The sequence below is a fragment of the Rariglobus hedericola genome, assembly GCF_007559335.1.
Taxonomy (GTDB): Bacteria; Verrucomicrobiota; Verrucomicrobiia; order Opitutales; family Opitutaceae; genus Rariglobus; species Rariglobus hedericola.
Window position 1 is genome coordinate 1610590 of sequence record NZ_VMBG01000001.1, and the last position, 24697, is coordinate 1635286.

At 59.2% G+C, this 24697-nt stretch carries 28 protein-coding genes; 13 read left to right on the top strand and 15 right to left on the bottom strand.

Annotated features, from left to right (window positions below; genetic code table 11):
- Positions 1 to 40 precede the first annotated feature (40 nt).
- Both FPL22_RS07080 and FPL22_RS07085 read left to right on the top strand, forming a co-directional pair.
- A complete protein-coding gene (locus FPL22_RS07080) occupies positions 41 to 1054 on the top strand; it encodes a magnesium transporter (RefSeq protein WP_144229395.1) in 1014 nt (337 codons plus the stop codon).
- A gap of 28 nt (positions 1055 to 1082) precedes the next feature.
- Positions 1083 to 1490 carry a cytidine deaminase gene (locus FPL22_RS07085; RefSeq protein ID WP_144229396.1) on the top strand — a complete coding sequence of 136 codons (408 nt, stop codon included), beginning with the start codon at positions 1083 to 1085 and terminating at the stop codon, positions 1488 to 1490.
- A 32-nt stretch (positions 1491 to 1522) separates the two neighbouring features.
- Here FPL22_RS07085 and hisS read toward each other — a convergent pair whose 3' ends face one another.
- Positions 1523 to 2845: a histidine--tRNA ligase gene (gene hisS / locus FPL22_RS07090; protein ID WP_144229397.1), complete on the bottom strand. Its 1323-nt coding sequence runs from the start codon at positions 2843 to 2845 to the stop codon at positions 1523 to 1525.
- 149 nt (positions 2846 to 2994) lie between these two features.
- Entirely contained in the window at positions 2995 to 3303 is a 309-nt protein-coding gene (locus FPL22_RS07095; protein ID WP_144229398.1) for an HU family DNA-binding protein, read from the bottom strand.
- A 345-nt stretch (positions 3304 to 3648) separates the two neighbouring features.
- On the opposite strand from FPL22_RS07095, the gene ubiE reads away from it, so the two are divergent.
- Positions 3649 to 4344, top strand: coding sequence for a bifunctional demethylmenaquinone methyltransferase/2-methoxy-6-polyprenyl-1,4-benzoquinol methylase UbiE (gene ubiE, locus FPL22_RS07100; RefSeq protein ID WP_144229399.1), 696 nt, complete (start codon positions 3649 to 3651; stop codon positions 4342 to 4344).
- A gap of 68 nt (positions 4345 to 4412) precedes the next feature.
- Here ubiE and FPL22_RS07105 read toward each other — a convergent pair whose 3' ends face one another.
- Positions 4413 to 4724, bottom strand: a complete 312-nt coding sequence (locus tag FPL22_RS07105) for a HesB/IscA family protein (protein WP_238991331.1) — start codon at positions 4722 to 4724, stop codon at positions 4413 to 4415.
- A gap of 116 nt (positions 4725 to 4840) precedes the next feature.
- Here FPL22_RS07105 and FPL22_RS07110 point away from each other — a divergent pair, with 116 nt between their 5' ends.
- From FPL22_RS07110 to FPL22_RS07120, 3 genes are read left to right on the top strand one after another with little or no spacing between them, the layout of a single operon-like run.
- A complete protein-coding gene (locus tag FPL22_RS07110; RefSeq protein ID WP_144229401.1) occupies positions 4841 to 5827 on the top strand; it encodes a serine/threonine protein kinase in 987 nt (328 codons plus the stop codon).
- Positions 5824 to 7290, top strand: coding sequence for an RNA polymerase factor sigma-54 (rpoN, locus tag FPL22_RS07115; RefSeq protein ID WP_144229402.1), 1467 nt, complete (start codon positions 5824 to 5826; stop codon positions 7288 to 7290). The genes FPL22_RS07110 and rpoN overlap by 4 nt, the downstream gene beginning before the upstream one ends.
- 17 nt (positions 7291 to 7307) lie before the next feature.
- A complete protein-coding gene (locus FPL22_RS07120; protein ID WP_144229403.1) occupies positions 7308 to 8249 on the top strand; it encodes an ArsR/SmtB family transcription factor in 942 nt (313 codons plus the stop codon).
- Here the strand turns inward: FPL22_RS07120 and FPL22_RS07125 are convergent.
- Positions 8246 to 8785: an NUDIX hydrolase gene (locus tag FPL22_RS07125; protein ID WP_144229404.1), complete on the bottom strand. Its 540-nt coding sequence runs from the start codon at positions 8783 to 8785 to the stop codon at positions 8246 to 8248. The genes FPL22_RS07120 and FPL22_RS07125 overlap by 4 nt on opposite strands.
- Before the next feature lie 62 nt (positions 8786 to 8847).
- Here FPL22_RS07125 and FPL22_RS07130 point away from each other — a divergent pair, with 62 nt between their 5' ends.
- Positions 8848 to 9324, top strand: coding sequence for a hypothetical protein (locus tag FPL22_RS07130; protein WP_144229405.1), 477 nt, complete (start codon positions 8848 to 8850; stop codon positions 9322 to 9324).
- A gap of 16 nt (positions 9325 to 9340) precedes the next feature.
- On the opposite strand, the gene FPL22_RS07135 is transcribed toward FPL22_RS07130, so the two are convergent.
- Positions 9341 to 9877, bottom strand: a complete 537-nt coding sequence (locus tag FPL22_RS07135; RefSeq protein ID WP_238991332.1) for a DUF192 domain-containing protein — start codon at positions 9875 to 9877, stop codon at positions 9341 to 9343.
- Positions 9878 to 9891: 14 nt separating this feature from the next.
- Here FPL22_RS07135 and FPL22_RS07140 point away from each other — a divergent pair, with 14 nt between their 5' ends.
- The 5 genes from FPL22_RS07140 to FPL22_RS07160 are packed head-to-tail and all read left to right on the top strand — an operon-like array spanning position 9892 to position 14148.
- On the top strand, positions 9892 to 11049 hold the full coding sequence (locus tag FPL22_RS07140) for a M24 family metallopeptidase (RefSeq protein WP_144229406.1): 1158 nt from the start codon (positions 9892 to 9894) through the stop codon (positions 11047 to 11049).
- 3 nt (positions 11050 to 11052) lie between these two features.
- A complete protein-coding gene (locus tag FPL22_RS07145) occupies positions 11053 to 11862 on the top strand; it encodes an Fpg/Nei family DNA glycosylase (RefSeq protein ID WP_144229407.1) in 810 nt (269 codons plus the stop codon).
- A gap of 22 nt (positions 11863 to 11884) precedes the next feature.
- A complete protein-coding gene (locus FPL22_RS07150) occupies positions 11885 to 12535 on the top strand; it encodes an SGNH/GDSL hydrolase family protein (protein ID WP_144229408.1) in 651 nt (216 codons plus the stop codon).
- A 2-nt stretch (positions 12536 to 12537) separates the two neighbouring features.
- Positions 12538 to 13287, top strand: a complete 750-nt coding sequence (locus FPL22_RS07155) for a TlyA family RNA methyltransferase (RefSeq protein ID WP_238991333.1) — start codon at positions 12538 to 12540, stop codon at positions 13285 to 13287.
- Between the two features lie 21 nt (positions 13288 to 13308).
- A complete protein-coding gene (locus FPL22_RS07160) occupies positions 13309 to 14148 on the top strand; it encodes an NAD(+)/NADH kinase (protein WP_144229409.1) in 840 nt (279 codons plus the stop codon).
- Between the two features lie 71 nt (positions 14149 to 14219).
- On the opposite strand, the gene FPL22_RS07165 is transcribed toward FPL22_RS07160, so the two are convergent.
- The 3 genes from FPL22_RS07165 to FPL22_RS07175 form a co-directional block, all read right to left on the bottom strand.
- Positions 14220 to 14573 carry an EF-hand domain-containing protein gene (locus FPL22_RS07165; protein ID WP_144229410.1) on the bottom strand — a complete coding sequence of 118 codons (354 nt, stop codon included), beginning with the start codon at positions 14571 to 14573 and terminating at the stop codon, positions 14220 to 14222.
- Between the two features lie 64 nt (positions 14574 to 14637).
- Positions 14638 to 17202: a M16 family metallopeptidase gene (locus tag FPL22_RS07170; protein WP_144229411.1), complete on the bottom strand. Its 2565-nt coding sequence runs from the start codon at positions 17200 to 17202 to the stop codon at positions 14638 to 14640.
- 88 nt (positions 17203 to 17290) lie between these two features.
- Positions 17291 to 17731, bottom strand: a complete 441-nt coding sequence (locus tag FPL22_RS07175) for a Minf_1886 family protein (protein ID WP_144229412.1) — start codon at positions 17729 to 17731, stop codon at positions 17291 to 17293.
- A 189-nt stretch (positions 17732 to 17920) separates the two neighbouring features.
- Between FPL22_RS07175 and FPL22_RS07180 the strand changes: the two genes are divergently transcribed.
- Positions 17921 to 18442 (top strand): Fur family transcriptional regulator, encoded by a 522-nt coding sequence (locus tag FPL22_RS07180; protein ID WP_144229413.1) that lies wholly within the window; start codon positions 17921 to 17923, stop codon positions 18440 to 18442.
- An 86-nt stretch (positions 18443 to 18528) separates the two neighbouring features.
- On the opposite strand, the gene FPL22_RS07185 is transcribed toward FPL22_RS07180, so the two are convergent.
- The 7 genes from FPL22_RS07185 to FPL22_RS07215 form a co-directional block, all read right to left on the bottom strand.
- Entirely contained in the window at positions 18529 to 19302 is a 774-nt protein-coding gene (locus FPL22_RS07185; RefSeq protein ID WP_144229414.1) for a superoxide dismutase, read from the bottom strand.
- A gap of 31 nt (positions 19303 to 19333) precedes the next feature.
- Positions 19334 to 20038 carry a response regulator transcription factor gene (locus FPL22_RS07190; RefSeq protein WP_144229415.1) on the bottom strand — a complete coding sequence of 235 codons (705 nt, stop codon included), beginning with the start codon at positions 20036 to 20038 and terminating at the stop codon, positions 19334 to 19336.
- Positions 20035 to 21615, bottom strand: coding sequence for a sensor histidine kinase (locus FPL22_RS07195; protein ID WP_238991334.1), 1581 nt, complete (start codon positions 21613 to 21615; stop codon positions 20035 to 20037). Before FPL22_RS07195 ends, FPL22_RS07190 begins: the two co-directional genes overlap by 4 nt.
- Before the next feature lie 147 nt (positions 21616 to 21762).
- A complete protein-coding gene (locus FPL22_RS07200; protein ID WP_144229416.1) occupies positions 21763 to 22614 on the bottom strand; it encodes a GumC domain-containing protein in 852 nt (283 codons plus the stop codon).
- 83 nt (positions 22615 to 22697) lie between these two features.
- Complete coding sequence (locus FPL22_RS07205; protein WP_144229417.1) at positions 22698 to 23246, bottom strand: rhodanese-like domain-containing protein; 549 nt, start codon at positions 23244 to 23246, stop codon at positions 22698 to 22700.
- Positions 23247 to 23350: 104 nt separating this feature from the next.
- The gene (locus FPL22_RS07210; RefSeq protein WP_144229418.1) at positions 23351 to 23710 is read right to left on the bottom strand and encodes a hypothetical protein; all 360 of its coding nucleotides are present in this window, start codon (positions 23708 to 23710) and stop codon (positions 23351 to 23353) included.
- Positions 23711 to 23761: 51 nt separating this feature from the next.
- Positions 23762 to 24652, bottom strand: a complete 891-nt coding sequence (locus FPL22_RS07215) for a GumC domain-containing protein (protein WP_144229419.1) — start codon at positions 24650 to 24652, stop codon at positions 23762 to 23764.
- Between the last annotated feature and the right edge of the window lie 45 nt (positions 24653 to 24697).

Genomic DNA, 24697 nt, shown 5'->3' on the forward strand with positions numbered 1-24697 from the left:
TCGGCATCACCTCACTCGAAACCCTAAATCAACCTGAGCCATGAATGCCGAAATCCCCATCGTCACGCCGCTGGCCGCTTCCGACAACACCCTCAATCGCCTGCTGGAGAACCCCGCCGCGATTTTCCCGCCCGAGCTCACGGTGCACGAAGCCACCGAGCGCATTCGTGAAATCATCAAGACGCACTTCGTCACCTACGTTTACGTGACCGATCGCGACAACCGCCTGCTCGGCATCGTGACCATGCGCGATCTCTTGCTCGCCGCGCCCGACACGCGACTCGACACGATTATGCTTCACGATCCGTTCCTCTTGAAACCGGACATGCCGCTCATGGACGCGATCAAACTCACCGTGAACAAACACTTCCCGTGTTATCCGGTTTGTGATGACGACGGCCGTCTGGCCGGCATCGTATGGGGCGCGAAATTATTCGCCGCGCAGGCCATCGAGATCAGTGCGCAAGCCGGCAGCATGGTCGGCGTGGACAAGGAAGAACACACCACGACGCACTGGAAGCGCAGTTTCCGTTTCCGCCATCCGTGGTTGCTGATCAACCTCGTGACCGCGGGCATGGCCGCCAGCGTCGTCGGCGCATTTCAAGGCTCCATCAGCAAAATCGTCGCGCTCGCCGTATTCCTTCCGTTGATCGCCGGTCAATCCGGCAACACCGGTTGCCAATCCCTCGCCGTCGCCTTGCGCGGCATGACTCTCGGCGAACTCAAACCGGGACGCGCACGCTTCCTCCTCGCCAAGGAAGCCATCCTCGGCGCCCTCAACGGTTTCGTGGTCGGCATACTCGCCGGCATCGGCATGTGGATGTTCGCCACGTCGCAACACACGGCTGAACCTCCGCTCATCCTAGGCATCACCGTGTGCATGGCCATGACCATCGCCTGCACCGCCAGCAGCATGGCCGGCGTGATGGTTCCTGTCATCCTCCGCCGTTGCGGTGCCGACCCCGTGACGGCCTCCAGCATCTTCGTCACCACGTCGAACGACATTATCAGCATGGGATGTTTTCTCGGATTGGCCACATTGCTGCTGTTATAGCCGTCATCGTCCAAGCATCCCTGTCTTCATGAAAATTTCCGCCACCCTTCTCACCCGCCTCGAACGTCTCGCCCGCCGCGCGGCCAAAACTTCGTATTCGCCCTACTCGCAATTCGCCGTGGGCGCCGCCCTCGTCGCCGGATCCGGCAAAGTCTATACCGGTTGCAACGTCGAGAATGCCTCCTACGGCCTGTGCAACTGCGCCGAGCGCACCGCGATCTTCACCGCCGCCGCCGCAGGCGAACGAAAGATCACCTGTGTGGTCGTCTACACCTCCACCGAATCCGCCACGCCTCCGTGCGGCGCGTGCCGTCAGGTCATCAATGAATTCGGCCCGCAGGCCCGCGTCATCTCCATTTGCGATTCCGACGAGCGCATCGAAACCACGCTCGATGCGCTGCTGCCCGGCGCTTTCGGTCCGGCCAACCTGCTCTGATTCAACCGCCGCGCAGATCGCGGCGGCGTCACTTACTCCGCACCCGCCGAGAAGAAATCGCGCACCATCGCCGCGACTTGATCACAGGGCACGTCCATCTCGGTGCGCGCACCGAGGTCGCGCACTTTGACCACACCCTTGGCGAGTTCATCGCCACCATAGATGAGCGCGAGTTTCGCGCCCGCCTCGGTCGCGGCTTTGAACTGTTTTCCAAAGGCCAGATCCTTGAGCGGATACTCGACGCGAAAGCCGTTCGCACGCAGCGCATGGATATCGGCAAACGCCGCCGCACGCTCCGCCTCGCCGCCCCCGATCACCGCATAAATATCCGTAGAGTTGGCGAAGGTCGGCATCAGACCGCGTTGCTCCAGCAACAGCGCCATGGTCACGTCACCGATCGCAAAGCCCACGGCCGGCAAAGCCGGTCCGCCGAGCTTCTGCACCAGATCATCGTAACGTCCGCCGCCCGCGATCGCGCGCAGCTCGCCTTTGCGATCAAACGCCTCGAACACGAAGCCCGTATAATAGGCGAGGCCGCGCACGACGCCGAAATCCACCTCGATGAATTCCGCCAGGCCCATGGACTGGAGCCCGCCGAGCAGCTTGCGCCAGTCGGCCAGACGCGCGGCGATTTTTTCGCCGGCGATGGACGCGAGCGTCTCTTCGAGCACGGCCAGGCTCTTCACTTTCAGGAAGGCGATGATCTTGTCTTTTTTCTCCGGCTCGAGCGCGCCGTGCGCCTCGATATAGCCCTTGAAGGCATCTTCGCCGACCTTCTCGTATTTATCGATCGCACCGAGAATGGAGCGCGTCTGCGCCTCGTCGAAGCCGAGCGCTTCGAGGTAATAAAACCACAGATTGCGGTCGCTCAGGCGCACATAAAAATCCTGCGCCGAAAGTCCGAAGCCGCGGATCGACTGCACGAGCAGCGCGATGAGCTCGATCTCGGCCTCCGGACCGGGTTCGCCGAAGATGTCGCAGTTGTATTGGAAAAATGCGCGCTCACGGCCCTTCTGCGCGCGTTCGTAGCGGTAGAATTCCGCGATGCTGAACCACTTGATCGGACGCTTGAGCGCGTTGGCTTTGGCGCCGACAAGACGGCAGACCGTCGGGGTCATCTCGGGACGCAGCGCGACCTCGCGGCCGCCCTTGTCGGTGAAACTGAAAAGCTGCGTTTCGATTTCGTCGCCCGACTTGGCCTTGTAGAGATCGAGCGGCTCCAGCACGGGCGCATCGTATTCTTGAAATCCAAACGTGTGCGCAGTCTGCCGCCACAAGCGGAACACATGATTCCGGCGCGCGAACGCATCGGGATAGAACTCACGAAAACCGGGCAATGACTGAAACTGGGCCATGGAAATGGAGAAATTGAAAACCGCCGCCGCCGAGGGCGAATCTAAAACACGAACCGCTTCACCGTTGAAATTACACGGACACAAAAAAAGCCGGCCCAAAGGCCGGCCTAGCTAGAAGTGACTAGATTTCGTTGGATCGCGTCGCCTGCTCAGAGCTTGGCGATGTCGATCTTCTTGAGCATCTGCTTTAGGATCTTGCCGGCCTTGAACTTGACGACGGCGCGCTCGGGGATGACGACCTCGGCTTCGGGCTTGTTCGGATTGCGACCGATGCGGGACTTGCGACGCTGCACTTCGAGGACGCCGAAGTTACGAAGTTCCACATTACGGCCATCAGCCAAGGCCTTCTGGATGATGTCGAGGGTCAGCTGCACAGTCGCGACAACTTCCTTTTGGGGGAAGGCGGTCTTTTCGTAGATTTCGAGAACGATCTCACGTTTGGTCAGGTTGTTGGACATAGTGTTTTTTCCTTTTTTAAGCGATGCGGGTTTATCTAAGTTATTTCCCAGTCTTTAATTACGTCAACCATCAGAACGGTTTTAATTGCAAAAAAAGCGTAAAAATCGAAATGATTATATTGAATAAGTTATTACACAGAGGCGACTTCCACGAAAAGGTTCCGCGGTTCCAAAATTTTTAATGGATTTCACGGGATGCCAAAAATGCACCCATAGAATTGAACGAGGGAGACTTGGGTGCGGATGCATCAACCCGTAATGACCGCATCACTTGAAGATGGTGCCCCTCGGCTTTAAGCTCGTCGCGCTTGGTCCGCCGCTTAGTGATTACGAACCTTTGCCTCCATGCCTGATCCCGTTGCCGTCAACTCCATGTTCTCCCGCATCGCCCGTCGCTATGACGTGGCGAACCATTTGTTGAGCGGAGGCGTCGATGTGTGGTGGCGTCGCCGGCTGGTATCCGCCGTGCGCCGACATGGCCCCACGGATGTTCTGGATCTAGCGACTGGCAGCGGCGACGTGGCCTTCGCCATGAGCAAAGGCCTGCCGTCCACGATCGCGATCACCGGCATGGATTTCTGCCAGCCCATGCTCGACGAAGCCGTGATCAAACAGGAAACGCGCGGCGGGTTTGCCAACATCACTTTTCGCCAGGGCGACGGCATGGCCCTCCCGCTGGCCGATCAATCATTCGACGCCATCACCATTTCCTTCGGACTGCGCAACATGGGCGACCGCCATCGCGCACTCAGCGAAATGCACCGCGTGCTCCGTCCGGGCGGACGGCTGTTCGTCCTCGAATTTTCACAGCCTTACCGCTGGTTCCGGCCGTTTTATTATCTTTATTTAAAAAAGCTGCTGCCGGCCATCGCCGCACTGGTGACGGGTGACCGCGGAGCCTACGAATATCTGTGCGGCTCCATCGAACAATACCCCGACCATAAAGCCATGAGTGGGGAAATCACCCGCGCCGGCTTTGGCACGGTGGCCGTAACCCGCATGACCTTCGGCTCGGTGGCGCTGCACGCAGCCACGAAATAAGGGAACGCGCTCGCGGCACGGGTGGCGCACAGCTAGCGGCCGACACCCGATCAGCGCCGAATACCGATTCAGTTAAACGACTTGCCGCAGCCACAGGTGCTCTGGGCGTTGGGGTTCTTAATCTCGAAGCCTTTGCCGTGCAGGCCGTCGTCGAAGTCGATGGTCGAGCCGTCCAGATACGCGAGGCTGGTTGCATCGATGACGATTTGAACGCCTTCACTTTCAAAGCGCGTATCATCGGCCTTCGGTTCGTCGAACGACATGCCATATTGGAATCCGGAGCAGCCGCCGGTTTCCATCAGCAGGCGCAACGCTTGGTTGGCTACGGGTAAATCGGCCTGCATGACACGGACTTGGGCGGCGGCGCGGGGACTGAGCATGATCATAAGGGAAAACTACCCTCCGCTCCTCTGCTGTCAATCGATGTAGCAGTTCCCGTGCTAGGGACGATTTCGCCTCTTGCCAGCGCCGCCCGTCTCCCCTTGGCTCCTGTTCCGTGGCAGCCATCAAACACATCTTCAACGAACTGCACTACGAGATGACCCGCACCATCGCAGAAGGCGGCATGGGTGTGGTTTACGAAGCCGTCCAGCGCGGCGCAGGTGGGTTCACCAAGGTCGTCGCCGTAAAGCTGATTCGCGAGGAATACTCGACCATCACCGAGTTCCAAAAAAATTTCATCGGTGAGGCGCGACTGGTCGCCAATTTAATTCATACCAACATCGTCCAGACCTACCACCTCGGCCAGATCGGCGGGCAGTATTTCATGGTGATGGAATACGTCTCGGGCGTTAATCTGGAGCAATTGATCGAGCGCCACACCGCCCTCGGCCGCCTGATGCCGGTCACGATCGCGGCCTTCATCATTTCCCGTATCGCCCGCGGCCTCACCTACGCTCATCAAAAGTGCGATCGCGAAGGCCGCCCGCTGGGTATCGTCCACCGCGACATCGGTCCGAAGAACGTCATGATCGCCGAAGAAGGCGACGTAAAGCTCACCGACTTCGGTATAGCGAAGGCCCTCGATCTTATGTATAACGAGGAAGGCAAGGTCATCGCCGGCAAAGACGAATACCTCTCTCCGGAACAGGCCAACTACGCCGTCACCGACGGACGCGCCGACCTCTTCCCCCTCGGCATCGTTCTTACGGAACTCCTGTTGGGTCGTAACATCTTCCGCGACGCCGACCGCATGGTCTCGCGCCAGAATATCCTCACGATGCCGATCCCGCGGTTTTCCAATCTGCGCCCCGAGATCGATCCGAAGCTTGAAGCCATCCTCCAAAAGGCCCTGCAGCGCGACCGTGAAAAGCGTTACCAAAGCGCCTACGAGATGCTCAACGATCTCGAGGTCTACCTTTACAGCGACGGCTACGGTCCCACCAACGAGAAGCTCGGTGCCTATCTCAAAACGATCATGAACGAGCCGCTGCCCGCGGCCAAAGCTCCCCTGCCCCGGCTGAGCTTGCGCCCGAATTCATGAGCGGCCCCGGCTTCAGCCAAGACCTCCGCCAGCGTCAGAATCAATCCCTGGTTCTCGCGCCGCAGCTCCGGCATTCCCTGAAAATCCTTCAGGTTGCCGCACTGGATCTGCGTTCGGTGATCCAGGAAGAACTACAAAGCAACCCCACGCTCGAAGAGTTGCCCATGGACGGCGTCAGCCTCGACCAGGAGCAACAGGAAGGTGCCGCCGAAAACAATGAAAGTGGCGAAGGCGCGGACAACCGCGAGGAGATGGATTTCTCCAAAGAATACGACATCCTCACCAAGCTCGACGACGACTGGAAGGACTACATGTCCCAAGCCGGCGGTGCCCAACCCTACACCAGCGAGGACGCCGAGCGTCGCCAGCACTTCTTCGATTCACTCGTCAGCGAAACCTCGCTGCAGGAACACCTGATCCGTCAGGCCGAACTCGCCGACACGCCCGACGATGTGCTGAAAGCCATGAGCTACCTCGTCGGCAGTCTCGACGACCGCGGCTTCCTGACTCAGACGCCCAACGACGTCGCCCTCCAGACCGGTCTTCCACTCGACTGCGTGCAGGAAGCCGCCCGCCAGTTAAAGACCTTCGAGCCCGCCGGCATCGGCGCATCCAGCTTGGAAGAATGCCTGATTCTCCAACTCGCGGTCAAAGGCCGTAGTGATAGCCTCGCTGCCCGCATCATCCGCGAACACTTCGCACTCCTCACGCGCCGACGCATTCCTGAAATCGCACGCAAGCTCGGCGTTCACACCGATGACGTGCAGGACGCCATCGAGGAAATCGGCGCTCTCGATCCCGCGCCCGGCCGCCGCTTCGCCGAGGATAGCAATCGCGTGGTCGTGCCCGATGTCACCATCGAGAAAGACGGCGACGAGTGGAAGATTCACCTCAACAGCGACTACATCCCCAAGCTGCGCATCTCCAGCACCTACAAGGATCTCATCGCCAAGGGTTCCCTCTCCAAACAGGAGCGCGACTATCTCCGCGAACGCATTCGCTCCGGTAAATTCCTGATCAACTCCATCGATCAGCGTCAGCAGACGATTGAGCGTATCACCCGCGAAATCATCAAGGTGCAGCTCGATTTCTTCGAGCAAGGCGTCTCCAAGCTCCGCCCGCTCACCATGACGCAGATCGCCGATGTCGTCGGCGTGCACGAGACCACCGTCAGCCGCGCCATCGCCAATAAATACATCAAGACCCCCCACGGCGTCTTCGATTTCAAGTTCTTCTTCACGCCCGGTTACCAGTCCGAAAGCGGCGCCTCGGTTTCCAACACGAGCGTGAAGGACATGATCAACGACCTCATCGCCGGCGAAGACCGCAGCCAGCCCCTCAGCGACCAGGAAATCGTCGTGAAGCTCGAAGAAAAAGGCATCAAGATCGCTCGCCGCACCGTCGCCAAATACCGCGAGGAACTCGGACTGCTTCCGAGCAACCTCCGCCGCGAATATCTCTAACTTCCGCCCTGCCCCGCGTGAACGCTTCTTGGGACACCCTTAAACTTCTCTCCGACCCGACTCGCCTGCGTTTGCTCGCGCTGCTGCTTCGCGAGGAGCTCTCCGTCGCCGAGCTGCAGGAAATCCTCGGCATGGCCCAGTCGCGCATCTCATCGCAACTCGCCTTGCTCCGCCAAGCCGATGTCGTGATCGACCGGCGCGACGGCAAAAAAGCATTCTACTCCCTGCGCCCCGCGCTCGACACCCGCACCCTCGCCTTGCTCCACGCAGCCTGCGATTCCGTCGCCGAGCTCCCGGAGATCTCAGAAGACCGCGCCAACCTCGATCGCATCCTCAAAAAACGCCGCGATCAACAGGAACAGTATTTCAACCTCATCGCCGGCAAGCTGGGCAAAAATTACTGCCCCGGCCGTTCTTGGGAAGCCATCGGCCACCTCGCGCTGCGCCTCACTCCGCACATCGTCATCGCCGATCTCGGCGCCGGCGAAGGCCTGCTCTCCCAGCTCCTCGCCCGTCGCGCCAACAAGGTCTGGTGCATCGATAATTCACCTCGCATGATCGAGGTCGGCACCGAACTCGCCGATAAAAACGGCCTCGCCAATCTGTCCTATAAACTGGGCGATATCGAAAACGTCCCGCTTCCCGACAAATCCGTAGACCTCGCCATTCTCAGTCAGGCGCTTCACCACGCCCAGCACCCCGAGACCGCCGTCAAGGAAGCCTACCGCATCCTCAAGCCCGGCGGTCAGATCCTCATTCTCGATCTGAAGGAGCACACCTTCGAAAAAGCCCACGAGCTCTACGCCGACGTGTGGCTCGGCTTCAAGGAAAGCGCGTTGCACGCCTTCCTCAAAAAATCCGGCTTTCAACAGGTCGATGTAGCCACCGTCGCCCGCGAAGAAAACGAACCGTGGTTCGAGACCTTGCTCGCCAGTGGCGTAAAACCCGCCCGCGGTTAAACGCCGATTGCCGCCCTCACCCGCGGCCAGATCAGCCTGAACGGACGCGTGAATTCCAGCGGACGCTCCGCCATTCCTCGCGTAATATCGTCCGCCGTGAACCAATCACCCCGCTCGATCTCCGCTGGGTGCAGCACGAACGGCCCTTCGCTGCGCAACCGGTAAACCCACACAAATTCCCAACCGGTATCGAGACTCGGCGGCAGCTTGAACAGCGGCTCCAGTCCGTGTTCCGGCGTGACCACCAGCCCGATTTCCTCTCCCAATTCGCGCACCACAGCGGCGTCGTAGTGCTCGCCGCCGTCCACATGCCCCGAACACGACGCATCCCATTTGCCCGGCGACGAGTCCTTGAGCATCGAGCGTTTTTGTAAAAACACCCGGCCATCGCCCCCAAAAACCAGTGCATGAATGGACCGGTGCATCAACCGCTGGCGATGAACCTCCTTGCGCGTGGATTGCCCGGTCACTTCGTCGCGGTCGTTGACCACGTCAAAAATCTCATCGTCACGCTGGGCGGTTAAAATCAGGTCCATGTTTTTAATGTCGCTTCGCGGGAAGCGGACTCTTTCGTCTGTCAAAACTGTCCTAAGTTCCCATGCCCAAAATCGACGTCAACAAGGTAGCTGAAATTCTTAAACGCAACGAGCTGGATCCCGCCCTCCTGCGCACGATCGTCGAAGAGATGAACCTGCTCGTGCAGCCCGAGGTGGACGAAGAAAAGCCGCCCGCACAAAAGAAACAATTCGTCATCCTCATCTCCGACCCCGACAAGCGTCTTCCCGAAGGCAATGATTTCGCCGGCTGGGTCTTGCAGGTCCCCGAGAACGAGAGCGTGATGACCACGCAGGAACGCATTTTCAAAGCCGTTTACGAATTCAACACGACCAAGAAAGGCCGCCTCATGCCCGCTAAAACCGTGGGTGAAGCCCTGGAACACGTCCCCGCCAAACACTTCAAGGAAGCCGGCGTCTTCGTGAAGACCAAAAACGCGGTCCTGATGCTCAAGACCGACAACGAAATCCCGACCGACGAAGCCAAGGGCAAAGACGCCCGCCGCGGTCGCATGGAATAACGTCGCGGAAAGCGGTTTACCGCACTCCGTATTCCCACGGCTCAAAGCCGCGGGCCTTCAAGGCCGCGGCCAAAGCCTTCAGGTCGAGCTTGGCGCCGACCTTCACTTTGTTGGCCGAGAACCAGCCTTGGTTCATCTCGAGCGCAAATTTCAGTTGTTCGCTCTGCGAACGCACCGGCGTCTCGTCGTAAGGATACATCGGATAGATTTCCTTCAACACGCCATCGGCCGTGAAGAAACCGATGTCGAGTGGCGTGGGCGTATTGCGCATCCAAAAGCTCATCTGCTGCGGCGTGAGATAAAGGAACAGCATCCCCTCGTCGGCCTTGAGGTCGCGCCGGTCCATCAAACCGCGCTCCATTTCCCGAGGGCGCACCGCCAGCTGCATGTTTACCGGCTTGTCGCCCACGGTGATGACAAAGAAATCCGCGACCGTTTTGGGCGCGCTTTGCTCAAGTGCCGCATCGCTGCGGCCACAGCCCGTGGTCATCAAGAGCGCTGCGAACAGCACCACCACGCGCAACAGCATCGAAACCGGATTTGCGTTTTTCACTCCGCAGGTGACTGATGGTTTCCCAAACCAAACACAACTTCATCGTGGCCCGCACCGCACCTTCCCCGCTCCTCTACGCCGACACCGCCCGCAGCGCCGATATGCTTTACTTCGGCCGTTTCAGTGTGCCCGATCCGTTCATTGCCTTCGGTGTGCGCGGCAAAAAAATCGCGGTCCTCAACGCCCTCGAATTCGGCCGCGCCCAAAAATCCTCCGGCTTCGACACCGTCCTCCCACTCGAACCCTGGCTCGAGAAGGCCCGCGCCAAATCCCCCAAGGCCGGTGCCGCCGAGGTCATCGGCCTCCTCGCCAAACATTACAAACTCTCCGCCTTCGAGGTGGCTTCTGATTTCCCGCTCGCCCTCGCCGACAAACTCCGCGCGCTCGGCCTGAAACTCACGCCCGTCCCCGCCCTTTTCCCTGAACGCGAGATCAAGACTGCCGCCGAGGCCGCCGCCCTCCGCGAAGGCAATCGCTGCAGCGCCACCGGCATCGCCGCCGCCGAGCAATTCCTCCGCCGCAGCAAAATCAAAGCCGGCCAACTCATGCTCGACGGCAAGCCGCTCACATCCGAGCGCCTCAAAACCGCCATCGAGATCGCGTGCCTCGAAGCCGGCGCCCTTTCCATCGACACCATCGCCGCCGGCGGCGACCAGGCCTGCGATCCACATGAACGCGGACACGGTCCGCTCCGTGCCCACGAGCTCATCGTCGTCGACGTGTTCCCCCGCGTAACATCCACCGGTTACCACGGCGACATGACGCGCACGTTTCTCAAAGGCCGCGCCAGCGAAAAGCAACAGCACCTCGTCGCCGCCGTGCGCACCGCCCAACTCGCCGCACTCGATGCCGTTCGCGCCGGTGTCAACGGACGCCACGTGCATCAACAATGTCTCAACACCTTCGAACGCCACGGTTTTGAAACCAAACGCACGCCCAAGGGTAGCGTCGGCTTTTTCCACGGCACCGGCCACGGTCTCGGCCTCGAAGTCCACGAAGCGCCGCGCATGAGCTCGGTCGATTACATCCTAAAAAAAGGCTCCGTCGTCACCGTTGAACCCGGCTTGTATTATCCGGGTCTGGGCGGTTGCCGCATCGAGGACGTCGTGCAGGTCACCGACGGCAAACCAAAGATGCTCTCGTCTTACCACTACGATTGGGAAATCCGCTAAACCGTGCCCGAACTCGCCGAAGTCGAATTCTACCGCCGCCGCTGGAACGCCGGCCTGGGCGCACGCATCGAGACCGTGCTGGTCCATCCGAAGGCCGGCGTTTTCAAGACCAGTGATCCCGCGCTCATCGTCAGCCATGTTACCGGGGCAAAACTCGTTTCTTCCGCCGCCGCCGCGAAACAGATGCTCTTCCGCACCGGCAAGGATGGCTGGCTCGGTATCCATCTCGGAATGACCGGCGAACTCACCGTGCAGCCCGCAGACTTCGTTCCGCGCAAGAGCGACCACCTCGTCCTCGTGCAACGCGACCGTTCCCTCGTGTTCACCGATCCGCGCATGTTTGGACGCGTGCAATTTCACATCGGCTCCGACGCACCCGAGTGGTGGTCTTCCATCGCACCGGCCATTCTCTCCGCGGAATTCACGGTCGGCGCGGTCTCAGCGTTTCTTCGCCGCCGGGCCCGCACACCGATCAAACCGGTGTTGCTCATGCAAGAGCGCTTCCCCGGCATCGGCAACTGGATGGCCGACGAAATTCTCTGGCGCGCAGCCCTTCACCCCAAGCGCCTCGCCGGCTCGCTCACCGCAGCCGAAGTCGTCACGCTTCATCGCGAAATCATCTGGGTAACCAGGCACGCCCTCAAAATCATCGGCTCGGCCGACACGCCGGTGACACCTGATCCGCCCAAAAGCTGGCTGTTCCCCCACCGTTGGCAAAACGGCGGTAAATGCCCCAAGACCGGCGCCCCACTCGTTCGCGAAGAAATCGGCGGACGCACTACCTGCTGGTCACCCGCCCGCCAAAAGCTGTAAGATCCATCCTCTTTTTCTTCCCATGAAGCTACCTCCCAACACCAAGTTTGTCCTCATCGGCGATTCCATTACCGACGCCGGCCGCGATCCCTCCGGCGAAGCCACTCCTTGGGGCGCGCCCGGTCATGGTCGTGGTTACGTGGGTTTGATCGAGGCATGGATCGGCGCAACGCGTCCTGCGGATCACATCCGCCTCATCAATCGCGGCACCGGCGGACACACTGTGCGCGATCTAAAGAACCGCTGGCAGACCGATGTCCTCGATCTCAAGCCCGACTGGGTTTCGATCATGATCGGCGTCAACGATGTCTGGCGCCAGTATGACACGCCCCTCCGTCCCGAGGGCCACGTATTGATCGACGAATACACGCGCACGCTCGAGGAACTTGTCACCCGCACCCGTCCGCACGTCAAAGGTCTCGTGCTCGCCACTCCGTTCCTGATCGAAGGTCATCGTGGCGACGCCATGCGCAAAACCATGGATGCCTACAGCGACGTTGTCCGCACGCTCGCCAAAAAACATGACGCCGTTTTCGTGGACATCCAAGGCGCCTTCGACGAGGTGCTCGTGCACACGCATCCCATGACGCTCGCGTGGGATCGCATTCATCCGAATACCACCGGCCACATGATCATCGCCCGCGCCTTCCTAAAGGCCCTCGGCGCACTCTGAGCATGGCCGCCAAACGTCAACGTCTCGACGAACTTCTCGTCACCCGCGGTCTCGCCGAATCCCGGTCGCAGGCCAAGGCGTTGATCATGTCCGGCCGCGTGCTCCACGGCACCGAACGCCTCGACAAACCCGGCAAGGAATTCGCCGGCGACATCGAACTCATCGTGGAACAGCCGCCGCGCTTCGTCTCCCGCGGTGGCGAAAAACTTCTCGGTTTCATCAGCCGGTTTTCCATCGATCTGAACGGAGCCCAGGTGCTCGATGTAGGCGCATCCACCGGCGGTTTTACCGATTCTTCTCTGCAAGCCGGCGCGACCTCCGTCGTCTGCGTCGATGTCGGGCGGGCGCAACTTCACCCGAAGCTCCAGAAAGACCCCCGCGTCACCAATCTCGAAAAGATCAACGCCCGCCACCTCCGGGCCACCGATCTCCCGCAGCCCGACTACGACGCAATCGTGATGGATCTGTCTTTCATCTCCCTCAAGAGCGTGCTCCCCGCCGTCTGGCCGCTTTTGCGTCCCAGCGGCATATTGATTGCTCTCGTGAAACCCCAGTTCGAAGCGGGCAAGGCCGAGGTGGACAAAGGCCGCGGCATCATCCGTGACGCCGCCGTGCAGGACGCCGTTCTCGCCGACATCCAAGCCTTCGCGCTCGGTCAGCTTCCCGGCGCCACCCTCGTCGGCACGATGGACTCGCCCATCACCGGAACCGATGGCAATCGCGAGTTTTTGCTCGGACTGCGCAGGGCTTGAACGCAGATTGTCGCCACTGCCATGCCGCCCATCCGCAAACTTGCCTTCGTGGTCAACGAGCCCAAAGCCGGCGCACCCGAGTTGGCCGATGCATTGATCGCGCTCGCCCAGGCAGCCGGCGTCACCGTAAAGCGCGCCGACAGCCATCCGGTAGCCGATGATTTTCTCGCCGGTCAGGACGCCTGCTGCGTCATCGGTGGCGATGGCACGCTCCTCGGTATCGCCGCGCAAGCCGCTCGCGCCCAAGTTCCGATTATCGGCGTGAATCGCGGCAGCCTCGGCTTCCTCACCACATTTTCCGCCGACGATATTCGCGACTGTTTTCCCACGCTTCTTTCCGGCGATTTTCAAATCGCCCAGCGCGCCCTCCTCTCCTGCTCGACCGGCCCCGGCCACTCCGACCTCGCGCTCAATGACGTGCTCATCAAAGCCAAGGTCAACTCACGCCTGGTCGGTCTCGAGGTGATTGCCGACGGCGAACTCGTCACAAACTACGATTGCGACGGTCTCATTTTTTCCACGCCGACTGGTTCGACCGCCTACAATCTCTCCGCCGGCGGCCCGTTGATTCACCCCTCGGCCGAAGTCGTCGCCCTCACGCCGATCTGTCCGCATACGCTGAGCAACCGTTCGATCATCTTTCGAGCCGGCGTAAAACTCGTTGTGCGCAACCTCGATGCGACGTCGACATTGATGGTGACCGTGGACGGCCAGCGCGACCACCCGGTGTCCGACGGACGCCCCATCACCATCACGCTCGCCGCCGAACGCCTGCCCCTCGTGCAACGTCGTGATTACGCCCATTTCGCCGTGGTTCGCAGCAAGCTTAACTGGAGCGGCGGCGTAGTCGCCCGCAGTTAAGCGGGCATGAAAAAAGCGCGGGGTTAACCGCGCTCGAATCATACGGCGAAGACCCAACTTCTGACTCAGTTTTACTGAGTGCCGGCTGCCTTTTCAGCCTTCTTCTTTTCAGCGGCTTCCTTGGCGTCCTTCTTCGCCTTTTTTTCAGCGGCGATCTCGGACTCGTCCAGCTTGCCGTCTTTGTTGGTGTCGAATTTTTCCAGACGTTTGGCTTCGGCTTCAGCCTTTTTCTTGGCTTTCGCAGCCTCCATCACGGCCTTCTCGCTCTCATCGAGCTTACCGTCGTTATTGGCGTCGTATTTTTTCAGAACCGAATCAGGGACTTTCTTTTCGGTAGGTTCTTCGGCTCGGGAGACCGAGACCGCGCACAAGGCAACAACTGCAAATAGCGCAGAGCGCAGGATCGAAATAGTAGGGTTTTTCATTTCGTCATTATGTATAACCGACTCCCTCTGAACGGCAAGCGCGTTACCGCCTGCCGTCCAGAATTCACGGACGCACCACCAATTGCGTGCGTAGCGTCTTCTGGAAGCGCTGTTTGGCGAAGGCCTTCAGGTCGGCGATCGTCACCGCGTCGATGTGCGCATCATAGGTCGCCGCATCATCCACGGGCAGACCATAGAGCGTGTTCAAACCGGCGTGCATCGCACGGGAACCATTCGTTTGAAGTCCCATGCGGCGCCCAGCCTTGAGTCGCGTCTGGCAGCGGATCAGCTCGGTTTTCTCCACTTTGCCGGCCTGCACGCGGGCGATCTCGGCATCGATTTCCACCAACACTTCGTCAGCCGTGGCCGGCGCCGTGCCCGCGTAGAACGTGAACATGCCTGTATCGATTCCGGTGATACGGCTCGAGCGCACAAAATACGCCAGTCCCTTCTCTTCGCGCACGCGTTCAAACAGACGCGACGACATGCCGCTGAACAATTCGTCGGCCACTTCGCCGATGTAGTAGTCCGCCGACTTCAGCCCCGGCCCCGGAAATGACTGAAACACCACCGCTTGCTCGCGCGGCTGTTTTTCCACGAAGTTACCCACTTCGCCCGGCGCCATGAATTTCGCCGTGCCCACGGGAGCGGATCCACGCGGAAGTCGGGCAAGGAACGCCTTCAATTTCGGGGTCAGCACCTTCGGATCGAAAGCACCGGCGGCCACCAAAACCACATTGCCGGAAACACCGAGCCGTTTCCACAGCGCGGAAAGATCGGCCGCCTTCAACGCCTTGATGCCTTCGATCGTCCCGTGGGAATCAATGGCCAGCGGATGCGTGCCGAAGAACTTCCGGCGAACCAGTTTGCGTCCCACCGTGACCACGTCGTCGGCGTCTTGCTGCAAGTCGGCGAGCTGGGCATCGCGTTCGATTTCGAACGTGGCCTTCGCAAACGCCGGCGCGAGCACCGCATCCGCCATCGCTTCCAATGCGCGCGCGTAGTCACCCGGCAGCACTTCGGCGGCGAGACCAAAACTATTATTTCCGGAGAATGGATAAAACGAACCGCCCACCTCTTCGATGAACCGGGCGACTTCCGCCGCGGTGCGTTTCTTCGTATCTTTGGTCAGCAACGTGGCCATCAACGACGTCGCGCCCCGCAACGCGGCGGGCTCATGCACCGGTCCGCCTTCACAGAGGAGGCGCAAATGGAGATTAGGCAGACGCCGGTCGGGCCGCAGCAGGAGGCGCGCACCATTGGCCAGCGTGTGCTCGGTAAATGCATCCGAGACACGATCCACACCGGCGGCAGTCGAGACCACCGGCGCGTTGTTTTTCGGATTAAGCGAGACCTCGGTCACGCGGTCCGCGCCGAGATAGGTGCGCACGGCGCGACGGAGATCGGTCGTCGTTACCCGCGCAATCCGCGCAAAATAAGTCTTCGAAAAATCAACATCACCCGCCACCACCTCGGCCGCACCGAGTCGCGAAGCCTGGCCGGACATGGTCTTGCGTGTGTTGATTTCCCCCACCACGAGCTGGCGCAGCGCCTTGCGGATCAGTGCGGGCGCAAAGCCCTGCGCGGCCACCCGGTCCAGTTCGCGTCGCACCGCTTTGGTCGCGGCTTCGCGATGCTTGGACTCACAGATAAACGATACGTAGAACAAACCGGTCTCACCGGGATTCCAGCAGGTCGCATCGATGGAGTGAACGAGGCGCGCCTTCTCGCGAATCGCCTGCCACAGAACGGAGCTGTCGCCCTGCCCCAACAGCACGCCCAGCAAATCCAGCACGGGTGCGTCTGCATGGGTGAGGCCGGGAATCTGCCACGACAAACCGGCGCGCGTCAGCTCCACATCCTCGTGCCGGTGCAGGGCGCGCGGTGCGAGTTGCGGCGGCTCGGACAATACCAGCACGGAAGCGAGTTTCGCGCGCGGCGCGGAACCGAAATGCGTTTCCACCAATGCCTGCACGGCCGCGACATCGACATCACCGGCCACGACAACCACGAGGTTGTTGGGAACGTAGCGCGCCTTGTAATACGCAACGAGGTCATCGCGCGTCACCGCAGTGAACACATCTTTGTAACCAATGATCGGATACCGATACGGATGCTGGCGGAATGCGGTGTCGAACAGCGCCTCGCCGAGACGGTGATCTGGATCGTCATTGCCCATGGCAATCTCGCGCAGGATGACGTCTTTTTCGCGGGCGACTTCATCGGCCGGCAACGTCGAGTGGAGCACGGCATCGGCCAGCACATCGAGGGCGACACCGACATGATCCGACGGCAGATCGATGTAATAAACGGTGCGATCAAACGTGGTGTAGGCGTTGATGTTGCCGCCGTGCTCCTGGACGGTCGTGGAAATCTCACGGCCCGCACGCCGTTCGGTGCCCTTGAAGAGCAGATGCTCCAGATAGTGCGAGAGACCCGCACCCAGCAGACCGCCTTCGTGGATGCTGCCGGTTTTAACCCACACTTGCACCGATGCCACCGGAGCCGAGGTATCGCGCTGCACCAGCAACGTCAGACCATTGGCGAGCACGGTCCGGACCGGCGGTTGTTTCCAAAAGGTCTCCAAGAGTCTGAGATCGGAGGCGAACGAAGGGGCGGATTTAGGCATGTAAAAACAAGACGATGCGCACGAGCGAACGAGGCGCGAGCGACTTCAACACAAGATTCGCATCGCCAGCCACGCTGACTCGACGAGCTCAGGCCGAGGGAGCCTGCGATGCCGAAACAGTCCCACCCGTGCGCGGATGCTTGGGTTGGAACGGTTTTACAAATGCCTCTTCGAAGGTGTAAACCTCCGAAAAATCCTCACGACGATCGTTCTCGGTCTTACTGAACACGTTATATTCGATCAGATTAAAAACAATCTCACCGAAATCGCCGCAACGATTTATTCCCCATGAGTTTAACACGGTAATAGCCAAGGGCCCAAATTGATCGAGCGCATATGCACGAATGCCCATCAGCAACTCGGCGCCGGATACATGCAGCGACTGCTTGGCGCGCTCATTTTCCTTCTTCTTCAGTTCCTTGACTGCATAATCAAGTCCTTCACGTAGAAAGCCATAAGCTTTCCGGTCGTAGCGTGAATCCTCTTTGCAAATGAGATTTACAATCTCGTTGAAATCCAAATCCGACATGGTGGTAATCGCGGAGTGTGCAGACCGCTCTTCGCTGCGCAATCCGCAACCTAGCGAAAGAGAATCTCCACGAGATGTAAAATTCGCCGGCGCTCAATTGTAAACAAAGAGTAAAAATCACCAGCCTTTTTACATTACGCCTTTCAATTGTGTAACAATAGGCTGAAGTAGCTATAAATCACTATATCCATGATCTCATCGACCCAAACCAATCATCCGTTGAACAGCTTCGCCTCCTCCTCCCAGTCCGTCGGCAGCGCCCTTGAGCATGCCTGCAGCCGCCTCAAGTCCGCCGGCCTCCGCATCACCCAGCCGCGTATCGCGATCCTCACCGCGCTCATCAACCGCACCGAGCCTGCCACCATCGAGCAGATCCATCTCGATCTCAAAGACAGCGCCTGCGATCTCGTCACCGTTTACCGCTGCCTCGCCGCCTTTGAAGACCTCGGCCTCGTTCGCCGCTGCTTCTTCCACAACGGCACCAGCCTCTACCAGATCCAGCTCAGCGACGAGCCCGTCTATCACGTCGTCAGCAAAGAAGGCTCCATCCTCGAGACCCTCCCCGCCGAACTCGCCAAGGAACTTAGCGCCGTCATCGTCAAGATCGAGGCCGACCTGAAAGCCCGCGGCTACGCCGATGTTACCAACATGGCTGCGTTCTTCGCAACCGCCAGTGCCCGCCAGCCGGCCGCTGTCGCCGAGAAGGCCTAATAGCTTCAAGCGCCCAACGCGCTTAAAACAAAAGCCACGACCGATCAGGCCGTGGCTTTTTTGCGTCTGCTTTTTTAAGCCGAAGCTTAGCTGGCAAAGGCCTCGTAGCGGCGTCCAGCGGCGTCCCAATCCACGACGTTCCAATACGCCGTGATGTAGTCGGCCCGACGGTTCTGATACTTCAGGTAATAAGCATGCTCCCACACATCGAGACCGAGCACCGGCTGCGCGCCTTCCATAAGCGGTGAATCCTGATTGGCTGTGGAGCTGATCGCGAGTTTGCCGTCTTTGACCACCAGCCAGGCCCAGCCGCTGCCAAACCGCTTCGTGGCCGCTTCAGCAAACTGCGTCTTGAACGCATCGAAAGAGTCGAAGGATTTCTCAATGGCCTTGGCCAGATCATCTCCCGGCGCACCACCGCCCTTGGGACTGAGTGACGACCAGAAAAACGAATGATTCAGGTGGCCGCCCACATTGTTGCGCAACGTCGTGCGCAACGGTTCTTCCACACGATCAAGTCGCGAAATAATCGCCTCTCCGCTGAGCGCGCCCAACTCCGGATGCCCGGCCAGAGCCTTGTTCGCATTGGTGATGTAGGCCTGGTGATGCTTTCCATGATGGATCTCCATCGTGCGCGCATCGAAGTGCGGCTCGAGGGCGTCATATGCGTAGGGCAGCTTTGGCAGGCTGAACGGTTGATCGGTGGCACCGCCCGGATTCGCGCTTGTGCCTGTGGCCGCCACTGCACGACCGGCACCCGAAAGTCCCATTCCCAGCAACACAGCACCCGCTCCCAAGGTTTTCAAAACGTCACGACGGCTCAAGGATGCGGAACGATCAAGCGATGGAGTTGTTTTCATAAGAGGATGTCACCCTGACCTCAAAAATGGTTCAAGGTTCATAAAGATAACCTATTCCGTGGACCGTCTGAATAACGGACTCACCGCTTTCAAGCGGCTCCAGTTTTTTCCTCAACTGCGCCACATGCTGGTCCAGCGTGCGCGTCGTCCCGAAATAATCCACGCCCCACACCGCGTTGAGCAACACATCCCGCGTGAGCACTTCCCCTGGATGCGCCGCAAACACCTCCGCCAGCTTCATCTCTCGCGCCGTGACTGCCTCCGTGCGTCCTCCTCTCGAAACGACGAACCTGCGTCGGTCGATCTCCGCTGAACCCAGATAGAAAACCGGCGCCAGAGCAGCCGCGCTTTCCGACACCGCAATCGTCGCCCGCGAACGCCGTAGCAACGCCTCCACACGGGCCAGCAACTCCTGCACGCCGAAGGGCTTCGTCACGTAGTCATCCGCGCCGAGTTTCAGACCCACCACCTTGTCGATTTCCTCGCCCTTCGCCGTGAGAAACAACACCGGCGTGCGCCCGCCGCCCGCACGCAATTCGCGGCACACATCGTAACCGCTCATCTTCGGCATCATCACATCCAGAATCACCAAATCAAACTTGCCCTGCGGGTAGAGCTTCAGCGCCTGCACTCCGTCCGCCGCGGCGATCACCTCGTAACTTTCACTTTCTAGCGTGGCGATGAGCCCCAGACGGATGGGCGTGTCGTCTTCGGCGATCAAGATTCGGGCCTTCATGGTAATTCGAGAATAAATTCGGCGCCGCCGCCCGCTCGTGGCGAATGACTCAACTCTCCGCCCATCCCGCGTGCAAGTTGACGCGCGATGCTCAAGCCCAGGCCCGCGCCGTCCCTTTCCCTCGTCAGCGTTTCGTCCACCCGGTGGAATTTATGGAAAATACGACTGCGATGCTCCGCCGGCACGCCGGGCCCGCGATCACTCACGCGCACCTCCGCGCCACCGCCCGCCCGCATGATCAGTGACACAGTCACTTCGCCTCCATCCGCCGCGTATTTGCAGGCGTTATCAATGAGGTTGATCACGATCTGTCCGACCGCGTCGCGATCCGTCTTCACCACGCCGCCCGCTTCAGGGAAATCCCTTAGCAACGTCAACCCCGACTCGGCTACACGGGGCGCATGCATATCGCACAACGCCGCCAACTCCGCCACCAGATCAATCTCTGCAAGTTCGAACCGCTTTTGCCCCTGCTCCAGCCGGCTGAAATCCAAAACATTGTTCACCAACCGCGCCAACCGCTGCGTCTCGCGTCCGATAGTGCGGAGGTAGTCCTGCCGCTTTCCCTCGTCGGGCACACGCCCCTGCTCCAGCAATTCCGAATAAAGCCGGATGGTCGTGAGCGGAGTTTTAAATTCGTGGGACACATTCGCGACGAACGAGATTTTTTGCACCGCCTCCTCTTCGCTGCGCCGCGCGTGCCGCAATAACAGCGTGCCGCCCACCAGAATCGCCGAGACCAAGGTTCCCGCCAAAACCCCGCTCAACGCCATCAAAACTCCGTTGGAAATCTGAGTCGATTCGCTCTCCTCCAAAAACCCCACCACCTCCCACCCCGGCAGCACCGCCTCCGAGACCGGCACAGTGATCAGAGGCGTGCGTGCCGATACCGCGCGGTCCTGCGAGGACAGCATCTTCTGCGTATACACCGCCCCTCCGATTTCACGCAGTTCGTAAATTTCACCCGGTTCGCGATCCGCCGGAAGCACATCCCCGAGACGCGCCGCGATCTGCGAAAGCTCCACCTCGACGCCGATCACCCGCCCAAACGTCAACCGTCGCCAGCCGATCAAGTGCAAGCTCCCGCCACTCTCACGCGACGGCACCCAGCCGGTCCGCTGCGGAGAACCCACCGCCCCACCCTTGAGTTTGGCGGTTACATTGAATTCGTTGCGCAATGCGTTCACTTGAGACGCGTTTGAACCCGACCAGTCTTGTTGCGCAACAGGAGCGGCGGCCTGCGACGATGTTTGATTCTTGGCAGCCTCCAACTCGATCAAACGCGCCATCCTTTCTTTTTCCTCACCCGTGGACGTGTGATTGATGGTCGCTTTAACCAACGGGTTCGTGCGTTTCCATTCGGCAAGATAGCCGTCCAGCCTGGACTCGTCTTCGGGTGCTTCGAGCAGCGTCGCCATCAACCCGCTCTGCACATCGCCGACCAGCAGCTCCACATTTTCCGCGATGAGCCGCGCCCGCGCACCGACGGCCGCCTGACGTGTTTCCACCGCCGCGCGCGTCTGCTCATCCAGCCGCGCCTGTTCACGCCCCAACAACCACAACACGCCGCCGCCCACCGCCAGCGTCGGCAGCAGGAGAAGCACCCAGTAAAGCAGCACGCGCCGCGAGCCGGAGGTCATAGGCATGGGATTACGGGGTGTTCTCCGACAACACAACGCCGAGCTGACGCGCCCGTTCGCGATAAGGGAGCAAGTCGCGGTCGTTCATACCTGACACGCCGCAGTCTTTTCGGAAACAGCCCTGCGTTTGAATATGACGGCAGCAAGCACGCCTGTCATGACCGCAATCGCCGCACCCCACGCCGCGGTGACGATCAACGGTGCCAGCAGATATTCACCTTCGTCGGGAGTCGTCGGCAACAGGCTGATTCGCCAAGCGTCCGCCTCATACTTTTCCAATGCCTGCATACGGGCGATTCGGTCAAAATTCATTTTGTCCATCTTATACAAACCCTTCTCCTCATCTGCATTTTTGACCAACACCTGATATTGTTTATCCTTTTCCAGTTCATCGCCTCTCAATTCCGATCGACTTTCTCGATAAGTAACGACCGCACGCTCGCAGTTCTGAACCTGCTGCTCCATCTCCTCCACCCGCTTTTGATAATAAGCGATATCTGCGTCAGAAATTCGCCCACTTGCATTGGAAGCCACGGCCTCTTGCAGAAAAAAATCAACGATTCGCGTAGCTAGATAGCGGTCGGGGTGACGGTAACGTATCTCCACCGTCCTCGTCTTTGAGTCGATTACCAGAATCCGGTTGGCCAAAATCCGTCGATTAATGAAATCGTCTGAATCATCCGCCAATCCATAAGGCCAAAAAAAAGCCTTCCGATCTTCGACCGAAAAACGGTCGATCACGAGTGATTGCATTTTTCTCGAATTCAAAACCGCGTGTGCCGTGTCTATGTTTGCCCTACTTCTATCAACGAAGAATGAAAAGACGGTGGGCACCATGTCCACATGATCCCGAATCTGTGTTCTAGGAATCTCCAGTGCCCCACGGGCTTCATACAAACGCGTCTGTCCCGAAACATAGATCGCGGTGGCGATCATGATGACGAAGAAAACCCACCCGAAGATATGCCAATCAAATCGGATCACCCAGTAGCGCATCGAAAGGGGTATCGAATTGATCTTCATTTTCCTCCAGCCGCACGCTCCGCCATTTCAGTGCCGGCCAGCGGCAGCAAGGTGGTCTTCACATCCAACAACGGCCCGAGCTCATAAATATTGGTATAGCCATAAGAGTTGAGTGTCACGTAGGTGGAGACGTTGAGCGAAGCGGGCGCGATCTTCGACGCCATCGCCACCGGACTGCCGAGAAAGTTGTTGTTACAATAAATCAGCACGAGCGTGTCCTTGGTCGGAATGATCTTCGCCAACCGCTCCTCAGTGAAATCCGGAAAGGTCAGATTGACCGCGCCGCCGATATGAAGCCGCCCAAACATCGGTCCGCTGCGGGCGTCGAACAACACGGCACCGGGCTCGCGCATCTTGGCCTGAAACTCCGCCTCGGTCAGCCGACGCTGAGCCCGTATCGGTCCGGTCTTCAGAACGGCATTTTGAAACGCACTGTAATCGATCAGCGGATTGGAAAGTCCTTTGGATGAGGCGGACTCGTCGGCACAAAACGCCGCGAAGGGAAGGCTAACAACACAGGCGAACAGACAGAGGATGTTTTTCATGGGTAGTAGTGGTTCGCCAGCAGTGAACCACAAATAGCCCCGTCAGTTGTCAGCCGAACATAAGGAAGTTGTCAGGAGATTGTCAGGCCACACGGGCTCATCAGTTAAATCATCGTGGCTTTACGTCGAAAGATTAGAGCCGCCATCAGTCCGGCTAAGGCCGAAATCGCCAATCTCCATCGAACAAAACCTAAAATAGAATGCCGCACGTATTCGTCAGGCTTTGCCAACACCGGATGATCCACGACCCGTAAAAGAGGTTTTAGTGATTCCGCAGACATCGTTTCCTGACGCGCCTTCAAGTTGCCCAAAAACTCCCTGTTCAACGCAAGTCTGCGTTCATACGCCTCAACATCCAAAGGCTGGTGCGTTTTCGCATTCTTTAACTCCTCCACGTCACGAGCCTGTTGCCCAACACGTATGTTCAACTCCTCGACCCTCTGTGCTATTTCCTGCTCACGCAACAGAAGACCCGAAAATCGAAGCGTCGCATAATTTGAGTTAAGCGGAACATGTCAGTGTGCGTCCGCCCATCCGCGCTTTCGCGTAAAAAAAGTCCTCACTCCCACCGCCAAAAGCCCGCCAACCACGGCCAGTGCAAATCCCACCGCCAAGCACTTCGCAATGGGTGCGATCAAGTAGTCGGCTTCATCAGGAGGCACTGCCTTTTTATTAGGACGCCAAAACTCCGTCACCGGGCCCGAGATCATCGAAATATCGCGCATTCTCATGATGAGCTTATCCAGCAAATTTTCCTCATTCGTGTGCCGTTGCTGCATCGCCTCAAAACCCTGATCCGCAACAAACGCAGCCCCTGTAGTTTTTTCGCTTCTCTCACGGTAGGCCGTCATCGCCTCCGCCAGTTCTTGCACGTGCCGCTGCTGCGCCTGCACTCGCGGCTTCAGTTCCTCCACCTCCTTCATCGACTCATCAATTCGCTTCCGCGCCTGATAGCCGATCACTTCATCCACCAGCACACTCACCACCCGCGCCGCGACCAACCGGTCCGGATGCTGAAACTCAATGGTCAACTCGCCCTTCACCCCATCAAAGGAAACCCGCTGGTTTGCTCCCATCACCTGCTCGATAAACATCGCCGCCGCCTGCTCCGATTGAGCGGCATAAGGCGCGATGAATCCGGTTCTCTCCTCTTCGCTCATCCGCTCGATTGCACGACGAATAAGTTCGGGTGATTTGAGCGCCAACCGCAGCTCATTCCAGTCCCATCCTGACAGGCGCGCCTCACGCTCCCCTGTAATTATTGCACGATGACATTTCAACGTCCCGATCGCCTCATGCCAACGCGGTTGCCTCACCACATGTATAACTGCCACCACCATAATCGCAGTAAAAACCAGGCCAAAAATCCACAGGTCAGACTTAACGAGAGAGTGTAAAAGGTTCATAGAATAAGCCCCGACAGGGCACCAATCAGTGAACCTTAAAAAACG